The sequence below is a fragment of the Streptomyces sp. M92 genome (assembly GCF_028473745.1).
In the GTDB taxonomy this organism is placed as follows: domain Bacteria; phylum Actinomycetota; class Actinomycetes; order Streptomycetales; family Streptomycetaceae; genus Streptomyces.
This window is the reverse complement of record NZ_CP101137.1, coordinates 824,073-843,399: the sequence shown is the minus strand read 5'-3', so window position 1 is coordinate 843,399 and position 19,327 is coordinate 824,073. Positions and strand designations below refer to the sequence as shown.

The following is a 19,327-nucleotide window of genomic DNA, read 5'->3' as shown; positions in this document are numbered from 1 at the left end:
CGCCGTCCGCAGCCTGGACCGCGGCGCGGCACGCGACCCGCTTCGCGTAGATTGCCTGGCGGGCGCCCGGACGGGCGCGCGTCGACGGGGAAGGACGGGCGGCAACAGTGGCTGGGGCAAGGCAGGCCGTGGGCGAGGCCCGCAGGATCGTCGTCAAGGTCGGTTCCTCCTCGCTGACCACGGCGGCGGGCGGCCTGGACGCCGACCGGGTAGACGCGCTCGTCGACGTCCTCGCGAAGGTCCGCAGCGGCGGGGAACGGGAGATCGTCCTGGTCTCCTCCGGCGCCATCGCCGCCGGTCTGGCCCCGCTGGGCCTGCGCCGCCGTCCCAGGGACCTGGCCCGTCAGCAGGCCGCCGCCAGCGTCGGCCAGGGCCTGCTGGTCGCCCGCTACACCGCGTCCTTCGCCCGCTACGGCGTCCGTGTCGGCCAGGTGCTGCTGACCAGCGACGACATGAGCCGCCGTGCCCACCACCGCAACGCGTCCCGCACCCTCGACAAGCTGCTGGCGATGGGCGCCTTCCCGATCGTCAACGAGAACGACACCGTCGCCACCGACGAGATCCGCTTCGGCGACAACGACCGGCTCGCCGCCCTCGTCGCCCACCTGGTCCGCGCCGACCTGCTGGTGCTGCTCTCCGACGTGGACGGCGTCTACGACGGAGACCCGAGCAGGCCCGGCACCTCGCGGATCGCCGAGGTGCGCGCACCGGCCGACCTCGCGGACATCGAGATCGGCAGCGCCGGCAAGGCGGGCGTCGGCACCGGTGGCATGGTCACCAAGGTCGAGGCGGCCCGGATCGCCGCCGCCGCCGGCATCCCCGTCGTGCTGACCAGCGCCGTCCACGCCGCCGACGCGCTGGCCGGCGGCGACACCGGCACCTACTTCCACGCCACCGGCAGGCGTTCCGCCGACCGGCTGCTGTGGCTCCAGCACGCCTCCACCCCGCAGGGGGCGCTCGTCCTCGACGACGGGGCGGTCCGCGCGGTCGTCGAGGGCCGCAAGTCGCTGCTGCCGGCCGGCATCGCCGGTGTCGAGGGCGACTTCGCCGCGGGCGAGCCCGTCGAGCTGCGGGACGGGGCGGGCCGCGCGGTCGCCCGGGGGCTGGTCAACTTCGACGCCAAGGAGCTGCCTCGGCTGCTCGGCCGCTCCACCCGGGATCTGGCGCGCGAACTCGGACAGGCGTACGAACGTGAGGTCGTACACAGGGACGATCTGGTGATCCTGCACCCGTAATGGGCCGAAACGTCCCCGAATCGGCGGTGTACGTTCCGCAAAACCGCCCCGCGATCTTGCGAGGCCTGCTCAACTTTCCTTCAGCGACAGGCCCGGCCGACCACCGGGCTCAGCAGTGTGCGTGAAGGAGGCCGTCGTGAGCGGAGTGCGCCCTGGAACGGCGGCGTCCCGCGCCCGCCCGGGCGGCAGCGCCCGCAAGGTGCCCCGCGCGGCCGGCGAGGAACGCCCCCTGACCAGCGTCGCGGCCGGCGACCGCTTCCAGGGCGGGGAACCCGAGCACACCCCGCGCCTGTGGCACGTCACGCTCAGCGTCTCCGGCGCCCGCGCCCCGTTGTCCGAGGTCCGCCGGGCCCTGGAACAGCTCGCCCACGACCACCCCTTCCTGCTGACCAGCCGCTACGCCGACGACCACGCCGAGATCCGGTACTGGGAGGAGGCCCGCGACCTGCACGACGCCGCCGCCGTCGCCCTGCGCCTGTGGGGAGAGCACCGGCAGACCGCGGGGCTGCCGCCCTGGGAGATCGTCGGCCTGGAGGTCATCGACCGGGCCACCTACCACCAGCGCATCGCCGCCGGCTACGGCCCGGCTCCGGCGACACCGGTGGGGGTCCACCCGTTCTAGGGGGACTGTCCGCGCTCGGTCTGTGTTCATCGTGCGGGGTACGCCGGGAGCGCTCGGCGTCCGCGCTCGCAGACCCCGGCGGCACCGGTCCGTGTCTGTGGTGCGAGGCCTGCCGGGGACGCTCGGCGCAGGTGGCCGCGATTGCCCTGTGCCCGACCCGTGCGTGGAGGGCGTCTGCCTGCTCTGCCCACAGTCGGCGGCATCCTCACCGATGCGCGGGACCGACCTGCGCGCGGGAACGCCCACCGCGCCACCCCCTCAGGTCCCCGGCCATCCCAGCGCGCCTGGGCGCGGGAACGCCCTCGCGCCGGCCCCTCAGGGCCCCGCCATCCCAGCAGTGCCCCGACCCCGCCACCCCGAGCTGCCCCTGCGTCACCGGGCTGCCTGATGGACCTGGGCTGCCGGGCTGTCTCTGCGTCTTCGGGCTGTCCCTGAGCTCCTGTGTTGCTCCCGCGTCGTCGCCGCGTTGTTCCTGTGTCGCCGGGTGCTGGCCCCGTGCGGCCGCTGCGCCGCCCGACCGCCTCGGCTGCGGGGCTGTCTCTGTGTCGAGGGGCTGCCTGATGGACCTGGGCTGCGGGGCTGTCTCTGCGTCGACTGGCTGCCCACGAGCCACTGGGCTGCTCCCGCGCGGCCCCTGCGCCGCCGCCGCTGCGCCACCCGACCGCCCTCGGCCGCCGGTCCACCCCTGCGCTCGGGCCTTCGCGTCGCCCCGACCGCAGGGCTGTTCCCGAGCCACCGGGCTGCTCTCGAGGCCGCCGGGCTGTTCCCGAACCACCGAGGCCGCCTCCGAGGCACCGAGGTCGCCCCCGAGCCGCCGGGCTCGCCCTCGCGCCACCGGGCCCGCCGCCGAGCCGCCGCGGGGCGCCCCGACCGCCCGGTCCACCCCGACCGCCGGACTGTTCCCGAGCCACCGGGGAGCCGCCTCCAAAGCACCCGGACTGTTCCCGAGCCACCGGGGGAGCCGCCTCCAAAGCACCCGGACTGTTCCCGAGCCACCGGGGAGCCGCCTCCAAAGCACCCGGGCTGCTCCCGAGCCACCGGGGCCGTCCCCGAGCCACCGGGGCCGTCCCCGAGCCACCGGCGTCCCCGAGCCACCGGGGCCCATCCCCGCGCCACCGGGCCCGCCCCCGAGCCGCCGCCGGGCGCCCCCGCCCCCGGCCGGCGCCGGGCGCCCCCGCCCCCGCCCGCCGGGCTCGCCTCCCCGGGCCGCGACCGGAAACCAGACCGGGCCCGGGCCCTGGCCCGTCCCTTTTCGCCCCCTTCGGCGCATGTCTCGGGGTTTGGGACGACCGGTGGGCAGCGCCGTCCGGCCTACTACGCTTCCCCCATGACCACGCTCTCGCCGTACGACTCGATGTCCCCGGTCACCCGGGCCGCCTACCGGGCCAAGGCCGCCGCGGCCGACCTCGCGCCGCTGCCGCGGGCCGCCAAGGACGACGCGCTGCTCGCCGTCGCGGACGCGCTGGAGGTCCGTACCAGCGAGATCGTCGAGGCCAACGCCCAGGACGTGGCCAAGGCCCGCGCCGCCGGGACCAGCGAGGCCATCGTCGACCGGCTGACGCTGACCCCGGAGCGGGTCCGTGCCATCGCCTCCGACGTGCGGGACGTCGTCGCTCTGCCCGACCCGGTCGGCGAGGTCGTGCGCGGCAACACCCTCCCCAACGGCATCGACCTGCGCCAGGTCCGCGTGCCGCTCGGCGTCGTCGGCATCGTCTACGAGGGCCGGCCCAACGTCACCGTCGACGCCGCCGCCCTCTGCCTGAAGTCCGGCAACGCGGTGCTGCTGCGCGGCTCCTCCTCCGCCTACCAGTCGAACACCGCCCTCGTCCGGGTCCTGCGCGACGCAGTGGGCGGGGCCGGGCTGCCCGCCGACGCCGTGCAGCTGGTGCCCGGCGAGAGCCGCGAGAGCGTGCGTGAGCTGATGCGGGCGCGCGGCCTGGTCGACGTGCTCATCCCGCGCGGCGGCGCCTCGCTGATCAACACCGTCGTCCAGGAGTCCACCGTCCCCGTCATCGAGACCGGCACCGGCAACTGCCACGTCTACGTCGACGCCCAGGCCGACCTCGACACGGCGGTCGACATCCTCGTCAACTCCAAGGCCCAGCGGGTCGGCGTCTGCAACGCCGCCGAGACCCTCCTGGTCCACCAGGACATCGCCGCCGCCTTCCTGCCCCGCGCCCTGGACGCCCTCGCCGAGGCCGGCGTCACCGTGCACGCCGACGAGCGGGTCATGGCCTACGCCGAGGGCTCCAAGGTGACGGCCGTCGAGGCCACGCCGGAGGACTGGGAGACCGAGTACCTGTCGTACGACATCGCCGCGGCCGTCGTCGACTCCCTCGACAAGGCCGTCGAGCACATCCGGCTGTGGACCTCCGGCCACACCGAGGCCATCGTGACGACCTCGCAGCAGGCCGCCCGCCGCTTCACCCAGCTGGTCGACTCCACCACCGTCGCCGTGAACGCCTCCACGCGCTTCACCGACGGCGGCCAGTTCGGCTTCGGCGCCGAGATCGGCATCTCCACGCAGAAGCTCCACGCCCGAGGCCCCATGGGCCTGCCGGAGCTGACCAGCACCAAGTACATCGTCACCGGCGACGGGCACGTACGGCGCTGACGGCCGGCGCCGCGCCCACGGCGCGCGCCGAGGGTGGATGCCACGCGCCCGTGACCCGATCGGGGCATCTCACCCACCGGATGAATTTCCCCGCCGTCTGCCCAAAACGACCCCCCAGGTCTACTCTGGACCCGTGCCGGAGGACGTGGGGGGTAGGCCGTTCCCTGACGGCTGGGAGCCCGACGACGACCACGACCACGGGGTGTCGGACGAAGAGTTCGCCTCCGTGGTCTTCGACGAGGCCTTCGTACGGGCGGCCGCGGTGCACGAGCCGTCCGCCGTCGAACGCCTCCTGGCCGCCGCCGAGGCCAGAGCCGAGGCCACCGAGGCGGAAGCGGCCCGCCGCGGCCGCAGCAGAGCCGAGCGCTACGACGACGGGTACGGCGATTTCGGCCATGATCCCGACCTCGACGACCCGGACGACGACCGAGACCTCCTGGACCGCCCCTACGGCGCCCCGCCGGCCACCGGCAAGCAGGTCCGCTGGCACCGGCCGGTCGCCTGGATGCTCGCCGTCGTGATGGGCGTCGGCATGGTCGCGCTGGCCTTCGCGGCGGTCTACCGCGGCGCCTCCTCGGGCGGCGGCACCCAGCAGGTGCCCCCACCGGCCTCACCCGCCTCCACCGGTCCCGAACAGGGCGGCAAGGTGACGCCGTCGGCCTCCGCCGACTACTCACAGCCCGCCGTCCCGGTCATCCCGCGCAGCCCCTGACCTGCCCGCCCGGCGGCTCGCAAGCTGTCCCGACCTGACCCGTGGCGACGCGTTTACCGGGCCCCGGGCAGACCAACCCTGAAGGTATGGCAGGGCTGGGCGACCCGCCCGGAGGGACGCCCGAGGGCTCCCCCGGAGGCGGAGAGGACGAATACCGATCCGTCGTCTTCGACGAGTCGTTCGTCCGTGCTGCCCGGCTGGAGGAGTTCTCCGCCCAGGAGCGCATGGCCGACCACGCGCACGCCGTACGCCGCCGCACCCCGCTGCGCCGGGCCGGCCTCTCCCGGCAGGCGCTGATCCTCGTCGTCCTCGTCGCCGTCGCCGTCGGCACCGCCCTCTACATGGGTGTACGGCACCCGTACCAGAGCCCCGCCGCCCAACGGGCCGCCGAGCCGGTGCGGATGACCGTCGTCCCGCTCGCCCCGCAGGGCGAGGTCCCCGGCGCGGCCGACGCCGCCCACCTGTACGAGCACAGCCCCGCCGCGGAGTTCCAGGCCGCGGCGAGGGGCGTCCCGCTGCCGGGCCACCACCGCACCGCGCACTTCTCGGACGACCAGGTCATGAACGCGCTGACCACCGCCAAGCAGTACATCGTCCGCTCGGCGCTGGACCCGGACGTGCTCGGCGGCGAGGAGGTCCGGTCGGTGCGGGTGCTGCTCGACCCGGCCCAGCTGGAACAGTTCGACCGGAGCTTCGAGAGGCCCGCCCGGAACGGCCGGCACGCTGCCACCGGATGGCTGGTGCGCTTCGACCCCGCCCGCACCGAGCTGGCCGACGCCGAGATCCGGGTGCACGGCAGCATGCGCTTCACGGAGACCGACGCCTCCACGCTGGAGGTCACCGCCGACCACACCATGGTGTACCCGCTGCGGCCCGCCGGCGACGACCGGGCGGAGACGTCCCTGTTCACCGTCCGGCGCGAACTGCACTTCCGCTTCGACCGGGACGACCTGCGCCTGCGGCAGACGCAGCTCGTCGCCTCCCACGTCCAGGCCGGACCGCTCTCCTGCGCCGACGACCCGGCCGGCCACCTGCGCCCGCTGCTCGCCGGCCAGACGGCCGGGACCGGACTCCCCGCCGGCACCGACCCCTACACCGAGGACAACCCCAAGGCCCTGTGCGGCACGCTCGCGGCGAGCGCCCAGCCGAAGGTGTAGGGCCTGTCCTCAGGCGCCCCGCGGCCTCTCAGGCGCCGCCGCCCGGCGGACGGTCGTCCGGCGTCCCGGGGCCGCCCGACGCGGGGCCCGGTCCCTCGGACGCCGGCCCGCCCTCGTCCTTGGGCGGCCTCGGCTGCGAGGACGCGAATCCGCCGAAGCCGCGCCGCATCCGGTCGCCGAGGTCCCCGGCGCCGCCGGCGATGTCGTTCACCAGCTTCATCAGCGGATCCTTGGAGTCGCGCACATGGGTGGCGTAGCTGGACGCCGACTCGCGGAAGGAACCCCGCACCGAGGTGTCCTTGTCCTCGTCGCGCCGCGGGTAGTGGCCGTCCATGATCCGCTGGTGGTCCCGGGAGGCCGCCCACTTCTTCAGCTCGGCGGCCCGCACCGTCGTGAAGGGGTGGGACCGGGGCAGCACATTGAGGATCTTCAGCACGGAGTCGCGCAGGTCGCCGCCCGCCTCGTACTCGTCGGCCTGCTCCAGGAACGCGTCCACGTTCATCTCGTGCAGGTGGTTGCCGCCCGCGATCTTCATCAGGCCCCGCATGGACGCCTGGAGGTCCTGGCCGACCAGCAGACCCGCGCGGTCGGCGGACAGCTCCGACTTGCGGAACCACTCGCGCAGCGCGGTCACGATCGCCATGATCGCCACGTTGCCCAGCGGGATCCAGGCGACCCGGACCGCGAGCGAGGTCAGGAAGAGCAGGATGGTCCGGTAGACCGCGTGCCCGGACAGCGCGTGCCCCACCTCGTGCCCGACGACCGCCCGCATCTCCTCCTCGTCGAGCAGCTCGACCAGGCCCGTGGTGACGACGATGATCGGCTCGTCCAGGCCGATGCACATCGCGTTCGGCTTGGGGTCCTGGTTCACGTACATCGCCGGGACCTTCTCCAGGTCCAGGATGTAGCAGGCGTCGCGCAGCATGACGTTCAGATGGGCGAACTGCCGGTCCGAGACCCGCACCGAGTCGGACAGGAACAGCAGCCTGAGACTGCGCTCGGGCAGCAGCCCGCTCAGTGCCTTGAACACCGTGTCGAAACCGCTCAGCCTGCGCAGCGCCACCAGCGCGCTGCGGTCGGCCGGGTGCTCGTACGCACGCGAGGAGATTCCGGGGAAGCGCCTGCGCTGCCTGCTCGGCACGTTCTCGTGCCCGTTGTGCTGGTGGCCGTCGGACATGTCTTCCCCCATGTGCGTGTGTGTGGCCTGTGCGTATGTCTGGGCCTTTGCGAACCCTTGTACGGCCCTTTGCGCCCCCGAAGCCGAGCCCAGCCTAGGCGGAGATACCGTGGACGGGCAGTACAGCGAAGGAGTCCCGTCATGGCGCACACCCCCCACACCGACTGGCTCGCCGCCGCGGCGACGGCGGCAGAGCAGCAGGGGCCGGGGAATCTGCTCCGGATCGTGCTGATCGTGATGGTGGTGGGCTGTGTGCTGACCGCGTGGTTCCTGCTGCGGGGGTACAGCCGGAAGGACGACTGACGCCACCCGAAGGTTCCCCGGACCGCACCGGACAGCCCCCGGACCTCCCCGACGGCGGAGTCGGCGTGATCGCCCGCGAGGCGCCCGCATACGATGAGGCGACGTCTTTATTCCGCCCACACCGGATAGGTCCTGCCGAAGATGAGCTTCCACAGCACCGCTGCCCAGATCGTGACCCTCGCCTCCGAGGGTGGCGAGGGTCACGGCGGCAACCACGAGAGTCTCAGCCCCTACGTCACCGGCATCGGCGCGTTCGTCATCCTGATGCTCCTGCTGTGGATCACCACCCGGTTCAACCGCGACCGCTGAGCGCGGGGGGCCGTGTGCCCCCAGGCAGTGGGCCCGGCAGGAGCCGTCACGCCGGGCCGGTAGGGTCTGCACGCATGGGAGAGCAGGACATGCCTACCGGTTCGGCGCACGCGCCGGCGCACGGCACGCACAACCGCGCGGTGCCCGCCCGCGCCACCGGCCGGGGCAACGGCCCGGCGCCCTCGGGCAAGCGCCGCCTCGGCGTCATGGGCGGCACCTTCGACCCGATCCACCACGGTCACCTCGTGGCGGCCAGTGAGGTCGCCGCGCAGTTCCACCTCGACGAGGTGGTGTTCGTGCCCACCGGGCAGCCCTGGCAGAAGAGCCACCGCACGGTCTCCGCCGCCGAGGACCGCTATCTGATGACGGTCGTGGCGACCGTCGAGAACCCGCAGTTCTCCGTGAGCCGCATCGACATCGACCGCGGCGGTCCGACTTACACCGTGGACACCCTGCGCGACCTGCGCGCGCTCAACCCGGACGCCGACCTGTTCTTCATCACCGGCGCCGACGCCCTCGCCCAGATCCTGACCTGGCGCGACAGCGAGGAGCTGTTCTCCCTCGCCCACTTCATCGGCGTCACCCGGCCCGGTCACACGCTGACGGACGCCGGACTCCCCAAGGGCGGCGTCTCGCTGGTCGAGGTCCCCGCCCTCGCCATCTCCTCCACGGACTGCCGTGCGAGAGTCGCCAAGGGCGACCCCGTCTGGTACCTGGTGCCGGACGGAGTCGTGCGCTACATCGACAAGCGCCAGCTGTACCGCGGCGAGTGAGCCGAGAGGGGCACCGGGTGAACGACGGATACGACGCGGGATACGGCGGCGGCGACCCGTACGAGATCGTCGGCTACGACGAGTACGGCCGGCCCGTGTACCGCCAGGCCCAGGCCCACGGCCAGGACCCCTCCCAGGCAGGCGGTCAGCAGCCGTACGACCCCTACGACCCGTACGGGCAGTACCAGGCTGGGCACGACCAGCAGGGTCACCAGAACCACCAGAACCACCAGAACCACCAGAACCACCCGGGCTATGGCTACGACCCGTACGCGGGCGGCGGTCAGCAGCCCTACGACGCCTACGCCCCCCACGGCTCCCAGCCGGGCTGGGACACCGGTCAGCAGCCGTACGACCCCCACCACACCCAAAGCCCTTACGACCCCTACGGCCAGGCGGCCGCCGGCACCGCGCAGCCCCGGGTCGCCGAGCAGACCGCACACATCCCGCAGCAGGCGGGCCCGCCCGACGAACCGGAGCCCTCCGCCGAGAGCGCCGAGCCCGGCCGGGACGGCCGGGACGACCGGGACGACCGGGAGTACCGCACCGAGCAGTTCGCCTTCGTCGAGGAGCCCACCGACGACTCCGAGGACGTCATCGACTGGATGAAGTTCACGGAGAACCGCACCGAACGCCGCGAGGAGGCCCGGCGCCGCGCCCGCACACGGATCGTCGCCCTGGCCGTCGTCCTGGCGCTGGTCGCGGTCGGCGGCGTCGGCTACCTCTGGTACGCCGGGAAGCTGCCCGGCACGTCCTCCTCGGACGACAGGACGGGCGGTACGACGGCGGCGGGCGCCCAGAAGCGCGACGTGATCGCCGTCCACCTGCACGACACCGACGGCGGCGGCACCTCCACCGCCCTGCTCGTCGACAACACCACCGCCGAGCAGGGCACCGCCGTCCTGCTGCCCAACACCCTCGCCCTGACCGCCGACGACGGCACCGCCACCACGCTCGACAAGTCCGTCGACGAGGCCGGCCCCGACGCGACCCGCACCGCGCTCGACACGGTCCTCGGCACCGACATCGAGGGCACCTGGCGCCTGGACACGCCCTACCTCCAGATCCTGGTCGACCTGGTCGGCAACATCGAGGTCGACACCGACACCGACGTCCCCGACCCGGACGCCAAGGACAAGGGCGCGGCCCCCCTCGTCCACAAGGGCGAGGCCCAGACGCTCAGCGGCAAGATGGCCGTCGCCTACGCCACGTACCGGGGATCCGGCGAGGAGGCCGACGCCCAGTTGCAGCGGTTCGGGCAGGTCATGCAGGGCGTGCTGCGGAAGCTCTCCTCCGATCCGCAGGCCGCGACGACCACCGTCCAGACCCTCGGGCTGATCCTCGACCCGCCGCTGACCGAGAAGGACCTCGGCTCCTTCCTCGCCGGGCTCTCCGACCTCGCCAAGGGGGGTGACTTCAAGACGGAACTGCTGCCCGTCCAGGACGACGGCAGGCTCAGCACCGAGGCCGCCGACGGCGTCGTCAAGGACGTCCTCGGCGGCACCGCCAAAAGCCCTGACAAGGACGCGGCGGTCAGCGTCTCGGTCCGTAACGCCACCGGCGTCGAGGAGCGCACCGCCAAGGCCCGCGTCACCCTCCTCAACGGCGGCTTCACATTCCTGTCCGGCGGCACCGCCTCCGGCGCCGAGGCGACCTCGGAGGTCGTCTACGCCGAGGCCGCCGACAAGGAGAGCGCCGTCCAGGTCGCCAAGACCCTGGGCCTGTCCGCCGACGCGGTGAAGCAGGGCGAGGTCTCCGCCAACGCCAGGGTCTCGGTGGTGCTCGGCCAGGACTACGACCCGGCGTCGTAGGGGCGGACGTTTATCACGTGGGCCGCCGTCGGCGGTCGTGAGACCCTTGAGGTCAAACGACCGCCGACCGAAAGCCACGCAGTGACCGCGACCGACCGATCCATCGAACTCATCAACACCGCCGCCCAGGCGGCAGCCGACAAGCTCGCGCACGACGTCATCGCCTACGACGTCAGCGACGTGCTGTCGATCACGGACGCCTTCCTGCTGGCCTCCGCGCCCAACGACCGCCAGGTCAAGTCGATCGTCGACGAGATCGAGGAACGGCTCAACAAGGAACTGGGCGCCAAGCCGGTGCGCCGCGAGGGCGACCGCGAGGCCCGCTGGGTCCTGCTCGACTACGTCGACATCGTCGTCCACGTCCAGCACAGCGAGGAGCGCGTCTTCTACGCCCTGGAGCGGCTGTGGAAGGACTGCCCCGAGCTGGAGCTGCCCGCCGACGCCAAGGAGACCCGCGGCAAGGCCAAGGAGCACGCCGAGCGCCAGGCCGCCGAGGAGGCGACGGAGACCGACGGGGACTGGCGGTGAGCGCCACCGGCGAGGTGACGGCCGGCCGGCCCGGCCGCGGCCGGCGCGTCATCCTGTGGCGGCACGGCCAGACCTCGTGGAACGTGGAGCGCCGCTTCCAGGGCACCACCGACGTCGAGCTCACCGGGACGGGCGTAGCCCAGGCCCGGCGCGCGGCGCAGCTGCTGGTGCACCTGAAGCCCGACGCGATCGTCGCCTCCGACCTCGCGCGCGCCGCGAACACGGCCGCGGAGCTGGCGGCCCTCACCGGCCTCGAGGTGACGCTGGAGGAGGGCCTGCGGGAGACCTACGCGGGCGTCTGGCAGGGCCTGACCCACGACGAGATCATCGCCCGGCACGGCGAGGAGTACGCGGCGTGGAAGCGCGGCGAGCCGGTCCGCCGCGGCGGCGGCGAGCTGGAGACCGAGGTCGCCGACCGGGCCGCCCCCGTCGTGCTCCGGCACGCCGAGAAGCTCGCCGAGGACGGCACTCTCGTCGTGGTCAGCCACGGCGGCACCATCCGCACCACCATCGGCCGTCTGCTCGGCCTGGAGCCGCACAGCTGGGAGAGCCTCGGCGGCCTCACCAACTGCTGCTGGTCCGTCCTGGGCGAGGGCGCCCGGGGCTGGCGCCTGCTGGAGCACAACGCCGGCACCCTGCCGGAACCGGTGCTCGGCGACGACGACTGAGCGGCCGGGGGAGTGGCCGGGGAGCGGGCTCCGGGTGGGCCCGGGACCCGGATTTCACTTTCCGGCAGGTCGCAGGCTAAAGTTCTTCTTGTTCGCCCCGCCGAGCGGGACGAAACACCACACGGCTCCGGCCGGGTGGCAGCAAGGGGCTATAGCTCAGTTGGTAGAGCGCCTGCATGGCATGCAGGAGGTCAGGAGTTCAATTCTCCTTAGCTCCACAGCCCACGGACGAATCCCGTCCCCCTCGGGGGGCGGGATTTTTCGTTCGCGTCCGCTTGAGCAACACGCGTCCCACGGGCGTATACATCGGTGGAACTCCGTGTCCGGAATGGTACTGAGGCGTCGCTGACCGTATTGGCCCGCTCGTGGCAGAATCAAACGGCCGGAAGGGGACCGCGACCCGACGGGAGGGAGTGGCGATGCCTGCGAGCGTCATCGAGGAGGTCGGTCACCTCCTCGGCTCGGCGGTGACACGGAACACGGCCACTCGTCTCCTCTGCCCCTCCTGCGGTTCCGGGCACGTGGCCCAGGTCCTCGGGGACAACGGCGGAATCTCTTACGTGTGCACGGCCTGCGGCCACAGCTGGAGCTGATCGATGGGTGCACACAGGCGGAAGTGCGACTGGTGCGGCAGCGGCACGCCGATCGTGCGGGACATGGAGCCGGTCAACCCGGACTACCAGTACTGGTGCGAGGAGTGCGCGCGGGCGCTGATCATAAAGGGCGACCCGATCGAGACGTACCGCGAACTCGAGGGCGAGCCGATCTACGGCCGGCTCCTGGAGGAGCACTGCACGCTCAAACGGTTCTACTCGTTCGTCACGGCGTAGCGGCCCGGTGTAGAGGACCGACGTAGAGGGCCGACGTAGAGGGCCTGTAGTGTCGGGCCTGCATGCGGGCAAATCGGGCGAACCGGAAACGATTTGGTGTTGTGCCCGGTGGACCGTGTAATGTTGGCGTCGCCGCCGGGGAAACCGGGCGGAGCGAAACAAGGGGCTATAGCTCAGTTGGTAGAGCGCCTGCATGGCATGCAGGAGGTCAGGAGTTCAATTCTCCTTAGCTCCACAGGAAGACAGGGAAACCCCCGGATCACCGATCCGGGGGTTTCCTCGTGTTCAGCGGCCCAGCGCCCGGCGGCCCCGGCCCGGGGAGAGGACCGGCAGGTTGCTCCGCGAGGACGGGGCGGCCGGTGCCCGAGTGTCCCCCTCGATGCGCAGCGCGAGCGCCGGACAGCGGCGCACCGCGCGCACCGCCTTGGCCTCCGCGAAGCGCGGCACGTCCGCCTGTGCGACCGTCGGGAAGCCGTCGGCGCCGAGCTGGAAGACCTCCGGGAGGACGTCCGCGCACAGCCCGTGGCCCCGGCACAGCGTCCAGTCCACGTAGATCTTCTGCCGACTGGGCCCGCTCTCCCCGTCACCGCCCGGGACGCCCGTAGGAGTCCCCCCGCCCTCCAGGAGCGGCAGGACGCCCTCCACGGGCCGTCCGCAACCGTTGCCGAGGACGTGGGCGGCGAGGTCGTCCGTGAACGCCTTGACCGTCGACTCCAGGAACATCGCCGAGCCGTCCGGGTGCGAGCAGGCGCCGCGCCGCTTCACGTTCCGCGCGACCTGCTTGACCGCCTCCAGGGCGGCCGGGCCGCCGCCGTTCAGGATGTCCTCCAGGCCCCGCGCGGCGGCCGGCAGACCGAGGTAGCAGGGGCCGCACTGGCCCGCGCTCTCCTGGGCCAGCCACTGCGCCACCCGCAGCGACTCGCCCAGCGGGCAGGTGTCCTGACCGATCGGCAGGATCGCGCCCGCGCCGAGCGAGCCGCCCACCTGCTGCAGCGAGTTGCGGGAGACGATCGCCTCGTCGACGGTCGCCGCGTCGATCCACTTGCCGTGGTAGCCGCCGGTCAGCACCCCCTGCGGCACCGGCGGGGCGCCGGCCAGCTGGAGGACGTAGCGCAGCGGTACGCCCGTCGGCACCTCGATCACCATCGGCCGGGCGACCGCACCGGAGACGGTGAGCATGACGGTGCCCGGCTCGTCGTACAGGCCGGTGTTGCCGTAGCGCTCCGGGCCGATGCGGGCGGCGATCGCGAGCTGTGCGAAGGTCTCGGCGTTGGACAGCAGGGTCGGTGCGCCGCCCACGCCGCTCTTCGAGGCGCTGACCTTGCGGCCGGGCGGGATCGCCGGGCCGCCGTCGATGGAGCGGATCAGCGAGGCGGCCGCGCCGGTGACCATGCGCACCGGGTTGCGCTGCACGCGTGCGCGCAGGGCGGAGCGGCGTCCGTTGCTCAGGCCGCGTTCGGCGAGGGCCGCCTCCATGGAGCGCTGGGTGGACTCACGGGTGACGCCGATGACGAGGGTGCGGGCGCCCATCGCCTCGGCGCACAGCAGCGCGCCGTCCAGGATCAGGTGCGGGGCACGGTTGATCAGCACCGTGTCCTTGCGGCAGGCCGGTTCGTCCTCGCTGCCGTTGACGACCACGACCGGCCGCACGCCGCGCTTGATGGCGGACTCGGCGACCGAGCGCAGCTTCTTGTGGAAGGGGAAGCCCGCGCCGCCGCGGCCCTTCAGGTTGATGCGTTCGGAGAGCTGCGCGAGCTGCTCCCCGCCCATCGGTTCGAGCGGCCCGTGCACCTTGAGGTGCATGGGAAGATCCAGGCGCTCGACAAGGTCGAAGCCCGACGTGAGCTGGGGAAGACCGACCACGCGGACTTCGGGGACGTCGGGCAGGGCCTCGTTCACTTAAAGCCTCCGGAGGGCGCGTTCCAAGGTTCGCCCGAACCCGGTGCGTCGAAGTCGTGGGACGACGAGGGCGCACCGGGGCTTGGTTCGGTTGCGGGACCGCTGTTGTACGTGTCGTTGGGGTAGTACGTGTCGTGCACGGCGTTCGTCTCACCGGTGTCGTACACGTCACTCGAGCCGTGGCCCGGCGCGTGGCCGTGGTCCGGCGACCGGCCGGTGGTGTCCGGGCCGCCGTAGACCGGGATGGTGTGTCCGGTGTCGTCGAGCGGGTCGTACGCCGACGGGGGCGCCTCCCCGACCGGGGGCGGCGAGGGCACCGGCCAGCTTCCCGACGTGCTGCCGCCGCCGTCGACCAGGGGCATCGCCTCGGTGGGCCGCATGTCCGGCGGCAGCCGGTCGGACGCGGCCGGGTCGGCCGTCAGCGGCCGGCGGCGTCCGCCCGACGGGTTGGACACCGCGCGGTAGGCCGCCGCGAAGCCGCCCGCCGGTTCCGGTGCCGTAAGGCGTTCCGCGGGCTCGTACAGCGGCGCGGAGGACTCGTACAGCGGTGCGGAGGAGGAAGCTCCGCGCCGCCGGGACGCCGTCCGGCTCCCGTAGCCGGGCAGCGCGGCGGCCGTGGCCCGGAACCGGCTCTCCTCCAGTTCCTCGCGGGCCACCCGCTCCTCGGTGCCCAGGAAGGCGGCGATCCGGGCGGCGACCGTGCGCTTGACCGGGCGGGGTGCCGCGCGCAGCGCCAGGGCCGCCATGACACCCAGCACGGACAGCGCGTACAGGACGGTGAACAGCGGTTTCGCCGCGCGACCCGCGTAGAGCCCGTGCAGCAGGGCCAGGCACCACGCCGGGTAGGCCAGCATGTGCATGGCCCGCCAGCGCGAGGCCACCGGCGCCGGGGCGGCGAAGCGGTTGCGCAGGGCACCGGTGACGCCCACGAAGATCATGAGCATGCTGGCCAGGGTGCCGAAGCCGATGAGCACGGACCGGCCCCCGAACGCCTCGTCGTCCGTGGCCAGCAGCCCGAAGGGGATCACCGCGGCGACCCAGGTGGTGTGGTCCAGGGCCAGCTTGACCCCGATGTGCACCAGCAGGAAGACCACCGAGGCGACGGCGGTGGTCCGGTGCACCGCCTGGGCGAGGATGCGCCGGCGGGCGTCGAGGACGATCCGGTCCTGGGCGACCAGCCCCCAGATGACGGAGCAGCTGAGGAGGACGAGGGAGAGGACGCCGGCGCCGAAGTTGAGGAACTCGGCGAAGGTGTCGTCCACCGTGCTGTCGTTCGTCACCACGGCAGACCACCCCGCGTCAGGGGGGTGCGGGGAGGGGGCGAGCCGGCGCTGCCCGGGTGGATCAAGGGAGGAGGGTTCATGGGGGCGACTCCGAGCGGTTCGGGAAAGCGGTCCCGCTGCCGCACTCTAAGTGGCGCCATACCCGTGAGTACGGGGTTTGAGTTATTGCGTTGTTATCAAACGACAATGCGCTCGTGGTGTTGTCCCCTTAGTGGTCGTTACGCGAAGTAACCTTTGACCTTGGTTCAGGCTCGGGTCGGCGGGAAGCCCGTCGCGGCCCGCGCGGCGACTGCGGTACCCTGACGCCATGCGTGCCGTACGCCTTCTGCTTAGCGAGCCGCGCTGATCAGTCCCGACCCCGGTCCGTTCCGGCGGTCGGAATCGGCGCGGCGTCCCCTCCTGTGCGAGGGGATTTTTCATTTCCCGGCAATCGCAGCCGCTGGTCTTGAAGGTCGCAGCCGCTGGCAGAGACGATCGATGGAGCTTTGAGGATCATGAGCGAGACGAACCCCGCGGCGACCGCCCCCGTGACGGCGGACGCCGCGCCGCACCGCTACACGGCGGCCATGGCCGCCGAGATCGAGGCACGCTGGCAGGACTTCTGGGACGCCGAGGGGACGTACGCCGCACCGAACCCCAAGGGTGACCTGGCGGGCGACCCGGAGCTGGTCGCCAGGCCCAAGAAGTTCATCATGGACATGTTCCCGTACCCCTCGGGCGCCGGCCTGCACGTCGGCCACCCCCTGGGGTACATCGCCACCGACGTCTTCGCCCGCTTCCAGCGGATGACCGGCCACAACGTCCTGCACACCCTGGGCTTCGACGCCTTCGGCCTGCCCGCCGAGCAGTACGCCGTGCAGACCGGCACGCACCCGCGCGTGTCCACCGAGGCCAACATCGAGAACATGCGGAGCCAGCTGCGCCGGCTGGGCCTGGGCCACGACAACCGCCGGTCGTTCGCCACGATCGACCCGGAGTACTACAAGTGGACCCAGTGGATCTTCCTGCAGATCTTCAACTCCTGGTACGACGACGAGGCGAGGAAGGCCCGCCCGATCTCCGAGCTGGTCGCCCAGTTCGAGTCCGGTGAGCGCGCCGTTCCCGGTGGCCGTTCCTGGAGCGAGCTGACCGAGGGCGAGCGCGCCGACGTCCTGGGCGAGTACCGCCTGGCCTACGCCTCCGACGCGCCCGTCAACTGGTGCCCCGGCCTGGGCACCGTGCTGGCCAACGAGGAGGTCACCGCCGACGGCCGCTCGGAGCGCGGCAACTTCCCCGTCTTCAAGTCCAAGCTGCGCCAGTGGAACATGCGGATCACCGCCTACGCCGACCGGCTGCTGGACGACCTGGACGAGCTGGACTGGCCCGAGGCCATCAAGCTGCAGCAGCGCAACTGGATCGGCCGCTCCGAGGGCGCCCGCGTCGACTTCCCGATCGACGGCGAGAACATCACCGTCTTCACCACCCGACCCGACACCCTGTTCGGCGCCACCTACATGGTGCTGGCGCCCGAGCACCCGCTGGTCGAGAAGTTCACCCCGGCCGCCTGGCCCGAGGGCACCCACGACGCCTGGACCGGCGGCCACGCCACCCCGACCGAGGCCGTCGCCGCCTACCGCGCGCAGGCCGCGGCCAAGTCCGACGTCGAGCGGCAGGCCGAGGCCAAGGACAAGACCGGCGTCTTCGTCGGCGCGTACGCGACCAACCCGGTCAACGGCGAGCGGGTCCCGGTCTTCATCGCCGACTACGTGCTGATGGGGTACGGCACCGGCGCGATCATGGCGGTCCCGGCGCACGACACCCGTGACTTCGAGTTCGCGCGCGCCTTCGAGCTGCCGATCAGCTGCGTCGTCGAGCCGACGGACGGCCGGGGCACGGACACGTCGACCTGGGACGAGGCGTTCGCCTCGTACGACGCGAAGATCGTGAACTCCTCCGGTGCGGACGTCTCCCTGGACGGCCTGGGCGTCGTCGAGGCCAAGGCCCGCGTCACCGAGTGGCTGGAGCGCTCCGGCACCGGCCGGGGCACCGTCAACTTCCGGCTGCGCGACTGGCTGTTCAGCCGCCAGCGCTACTGGGGCGAGCCCTTCCCGATCGTCTACGACGAGGACGGCGTCGCCCACGCCCTGCCCGAGTCGATGCTGCCCCTGGAGCTGCCCGAGGTCGAGGACTACTCCCCGCGCACCTTCGACCCCGACGACGCCGACACCCGGCCCGAGACGCCGCTGTCCCGCAACGAGGACTGGGTCCACGTCACCCTGGACCTGGGCGACGGCCGCGGCCCGCGCAAGTACCGGCGCGAGACCAACACCATGCCCAACTGGGCCGGATCCTGCTGGTACGAGCTGCGCTACCTGGACCCGCACAACGGCGAGCAGCTGGTCGACCCCGAGATCGAGCAGTACTGGATGGGCCCCCGCGAGGGCCTGCCGCACGGCGGCGTCGACCTGTACGTCGGCGGCGCCGAGCACGCGGTGCTGCACCTGCTGTACGCCCGCTTCTGGTCCAAGGTGCTGTTCGACCTGGGGCACGTCTCCTCGGCCGAACCGTTCCACAAGCTGTTCAACCAGGGCATGATCCAGGCGTACGTCTACCGCGACGCACGCGGCATCGCCGTACCCGCCGCCGAGGTCGAGGAGCGTGACGGCGCCTACTTCTACCAGGGCGAGAAGGTCTCCCGGCTGCTGGGCAAGATGGGCAAGTCCCTGAAGAACGCGGTCACCCCCGACGAGATCTGCGCCGAGTACGGTGCCGACACCCTGCGCCTGTACGAGATGGCCATGGGCCCGCTGGACGTGTCCCGCCCCTGGGACACCCGCGCGGTGGTCGGCCAGTTCCGCCTGCTGCAGCGGCTGTGGCGCAACGTCGTGGACGAGACCACCGGTGACGTGACGGTGGTGGACGCGGAGCCCGACGAGGACACCCTGCGCGCCCTGCACAAGGCCATCGACGGCGTGCGGCAGGACCTGGAGGGCATGCGGTTCAACACCGCGATCGCCAAGGTCACCGAGCTGAACAACCACCTGACCAAGGTCGGCGGCCCTGTCCCGCGCACGGTCGCCGAGCGGCTGGTGCTGCTGGTCGCGCCGCTGGCCCCGCACGTCGCCGAGGAGCTGTGGCGCAAGCTGGGCCACCCGGACTCGGTCGTCCACCAGGACTTCCCGGTGGCCGACCCGGCGTACGTGGTCGACGAGACCGTGACCTGCGTCGTCCAGATCAAGGGCAAGGTCAAGGCGCGCCTGGAGGTCTCCCCGTCCGTCTCCGACGAGGACCTGGAGAAGGCGGCGCTGGCCGACGAGAAGGTCGTGGCCGCGCTGGGCGGCGCCGGGATCCGGAAGGTGATCGTGCGGGCGCCGAAGCTGGTGAACATCGTTCCGGCGTGAGGCGAGCGGCCGCGTAGGACAGCCCC

General features: G+C 72.4%; 17 protein-coding genes and 2 tRNA genes. 16 read left to right on the top strand and 3 right to left on the bottom strand.

From position 1 onward, the window contains the following. Positions 1 to 128: 128 nt before the first annotated feature. The 5 genes from proB (at position 129) to M6G08_RS03820 (ending at position 6,340) form a co-directional block, all read left to right on the top strand. On the top strand, positions 129 to 1,235 hold the full coding sequence (proB, locus tag M6G08_RS03840; RefSeq protein ID WP_272591249.1) for a glutamate 5-kinase: 1,107 nt from the start codon (positions 129 to 131) through the stop codon (positions 1,233 to 1,235). Positions 1,236 to 1,380: 145 nt separating this feature from the next. Continuing rightward, complete coding sequence (locus tag M6G08_RS03835; protein WP_524540350.1) at positions 1,381 to 1,857, top strand: DUF8830 family protein; 477 nt, start codon at positions 1,381 to 1,383, stop codon at positions 1,855 to 1,857. A gap of 1,327 nt (positions 1,858 to 3,184) precedes the next feature. Continuing rightward, complete coding sequence (locus tag M6G08_RS03830) at positions 3,185 to 4,471, top strand: glutamate-5-semialdehyde dehydrogenase (RefSeq protein ID WP_272585778.1); 1,287 nt, start codon at positions 3,185 to 3,187, stop codon at positions 4,469 to 4,471. 133 nt (positions 4,472 to 4,604) lie between these two features. Next, positions 4,605 to 5,183, top strand: a complete 579-nt coding sequence (locus M6G08_RS03825) for an SCO2584 family spore wall biosynthesis protein (RefSeq protein ID WP_217251876.1) — start codon at positions 4,605 to 4,607, stop codon at positions 5,181 to 5,183. 86 nt (positions 5,184 to 5,269) lie between these two features. Beyond that, positions 5,270 to 6,340 carry an SCO2583 family membrane protein gene (locus M6G08_RS03820; protein WP_272585777.1) on the top strand — a complete coding sequence of 357 codons (1,071 nt, stop codon included), beginning with the start codon at positions 5,270 to 5,272 and terminating at the stop codon, positions 6,338 to 6,340. A 28-nt stretch (positions 6,341 to 6,368) separates the two neighbouring features. On the opposite strand, the gene M6G08_RS03815 is transcribed toward M6G08_RS03820, so the two are convergent. After that, a complete protein-coding gene (locus tag M6G08_RS03815) occupies positions 6,369 to 7,517 on the bottom strand; it encodes a M48 family metallopeptidase (protein WP_272591248.1) in 1,149 nt (382 codons plus the stop codon). 141 nt (positions 7,518 to 7,658) lie between these two features. Between M6G08_RS03815 and M6G08_RS03810 the strand changes: the two genes are divergently transcribed. The 10 genes from M6G08_RS03810 to M6G08_RS03765 all read left to right on the top strand — a co-directional run bounded on the left by M6G08_RS03810 (position 7,659) and on the right by M6G08_RS03765 (position 12,974). Beyond that, positions 7,659 to 7,820, top strand: a complete 162-nt coding sequence (locus M6G08_RS03810; protein ID WP_079187196.1) for a hypothetical protein — start codon at positions 7,659 to 7,661, stop codon at positions 7,818 to 7,820. A gap of 141 nt (positions 7,821 to 7,961) precedes the next feature. Continuing rightward, positions 7,962 to 8,129, top strand: a complete 168-nt coding sequence (locus M6G08_RS03805) for a hypothetical protein (protein WP_272585776.1) — start codon at positions 7,962 to 7,964, stop codon at positions 8,127 to 8,129. 74 nt (positions 8,130 to 8,203) lie between these two features. After that, positions 8,204 to 8,902: a nicotinate-nucleotide adenylyltransferase gene (gene nadD, locus M6G08_RS03800; RefSeq protein ID WP_272585775.1), complete on the top strand. Its 699-nt coding sequence runs from the start codon at positions 8,204 to 8,206 to the stop codon at positions 8,900 to 8,902. Positions 8,903 to 8,919: 17 nt separating this feature from the next. After that, a complete protein-coding gene (locus tag M6G08_RS03795) occupies positions 8,920 to 10,713 on the top strand; it encodes an LCP family protein (protein ID WP_272585774.1) in 1,794 nt (597 codons plus the stop codon). 81 nt (positions 10,714 to 10,794) lie between these two features. Next, the gene (gene rsfS / locus M6G08_RS03790; RefSeq protein ID WP_272585773.1) at positions 10,795 to 11,241 is read left to right on the top strand and encodes a ribosome silencing factor; all 447 of its coding nucleotides are present in this window, start codon (positions 10,795 to 10,797) and stop codon (positions 11,239 to 11,241) included. After that, on the top strand, positions 11,238 to 11,909 hold the full coding sequence (locus M6G08_RS03785) for a histidine phosphatase family protein (RefSeq protein ID WP_073722978.1): 672 nt from the start codon (positions 11,238 to 11,240) through the stop codon (positions 11,907 to 11,909). Before rsfS ends, M6G08_RS03785 begins: the two co-directional genes overlap by 4 nt. A 145-nt stretch (positions 11,910 to 12,054) precedes the next feature. Beyond that, positions 12,055 to 12,127 (top strand) — tRNA-Ala (locus M6G08_RS03780). A gap of 201 nt (positions 12,128 to 12,328) precedes the next feature. Further along, on the top strand, positions 12,329 to 12,502 hold the full coding sequence (locus tag M6G08_RS03775; protein WP_107429636.1) for a hypothetical protein: 174 nt from the start codon (positions 12,329 to 12,331) through the stop codon (positions 12,500 to 12,502). A 3-nt stretch (positions 12,503 to 12,505) separates the two neighbouring features. Beyond that, the gene (locus M6G08_RS03770; protein ID WP_003976229.1) at positions 12,506 to 12,739 is read left to right on the top strand and encodes a hypothetical protein; all 234 of its coding nucleotides are present in this window, start codon (positions 12,506 to 12,508) and stop codon (positions 12,737 to 12,739) included. Positions 12,740 to 12,901: 162 nt separating this feature from the next. After that, a tRNA-Ala gene (locus M6G08_RS03765) sits at positions 12,902 to 12,974 on the top strand. A 50-nt stretch (positions 12,975 to 13,024) separates the two neighbouring features. Here the strand turns inward: M6G08_RS03765 and M6G08_RS03760 are convergent. Together M6G08_RS03760 and M6G08_RS03755 are read right to left on the bottom strand one after the other, a co-directional pair. Continuing rightward, positions 13,025 to 14,638 carry an NADH-quinone oxidoreductase subunit NuoF family protein gene (locus tag M6G08_RS03760; RefSeq protein WP_272585769.1) on the bottom strand — a complete coding sequence of 538 codons (1,614 nt, stop codon included), beginning with the start codon at positions 14,636 to 14,638 and terminating at the stop codon, positions 13,025 to 13,027. Continuing rightward, a complete protein-coding gene (locus M6G08_RS03755) occupies positions 14,635 to 15,921 on the bottom strand; it encodes a ferric reductase-like transmembrane domain-containing protein (protein ID WP_272585768.1) in 1,287 nt (428 codons plus the stop codon). The genes M6G08_RS03760 and M6G08_RS03755 overlap by 4 nt, the downstream gene beginning before the upstream one ends. Positions 15,922 to 16,415: 494 nt before the next feature. On the opposite strand from M6G08_RS03755, the gene leuS reads away from it, so the two are divergent. Then, on the top strand, positions 16,416 to 19,301 hold the full coding sequence (gene leuS / locus M6G08_RS03750; RefSeq protein WP_272585767.1) for a leucine--tRNA ligase: 2,886 nt from the start codon (positions 16,416 to 16,418) through the stop codon (positions 19,299 to 19,301). The last annotated feature ends 26 nt before the right edge of the window (positions 19,302 to 19,327 follow it).

What these genes read in the sequence shown, in the direction of transcription:
- M6G08_RS03810 (WP_079187196.1), top strand. Translation starts at nt 7,659, where the DNA reads ATGGCGCACACCCCCCACACCGACTGGCTCGCCGCCGCGGCGACGGCG.
- M6G08_RS03830 (WP_272585778.1), top strand. Translation starts at nt 3,185, where the DNA reads ATGACCACGCTCTCGCCGTACGACTCGATGTCCCCGGTCACCCGGGCC.
- M6G08_RS03820 (WP_272585777.1), top strand. Translation starts at nt 5,270, where the DNA reads ATGGCAGGGCTGGGCGACCCGCCCGGAGGGACGCCCGAGGGCTCCCCC.
- M6G08_RS03770 (WP_003976229.1), top strand. Translation starts at nt 12,506, where the DNA reads ATGGGTGCACACAGGCGGAAGTGCGACTGGTGCGGCAGCGGCACGCCG.
- M6G08_RS03815 (WP_272591248.1), bottom strand. Translation starts at nt 7,517, where the DNA reads ATGTCCGACGGCCACCAGCACAACGGGCACGAGAACGTGCCGAGCAGG.
- leuS (WP_272585767.1), top strand. Translation starts at nt 16,416, where the DNA reads ATGAGCGAGACGAACCCCGCGGCGACCGCCCCCGTGACGGCGGACGCC.
- M6G08_RS03775 (WP_107429636.1), top strand. Translation starts at nt 12,329, where the DNA reads ATGCCTGCGAGCGTCATCGAGGAGGTCGGTCACCTCCTCGGCTCGGCG.
- M6G08_RS03805 (WP_272585776.1), top strand. Translation starts at nt 7,962, where the DNA reads ATGAGCTTCCACAGCACCGCTGCCCAGATCGTGACCCTCGCCTCCGAG.
- nadD (WP_272585775.1), top strand. Translation starts at nt 8,204, where the DNA reads ATGGGAGAGCAGGACATGCCTACCGGTTCGGCGCACGCGCCGGCGCAC.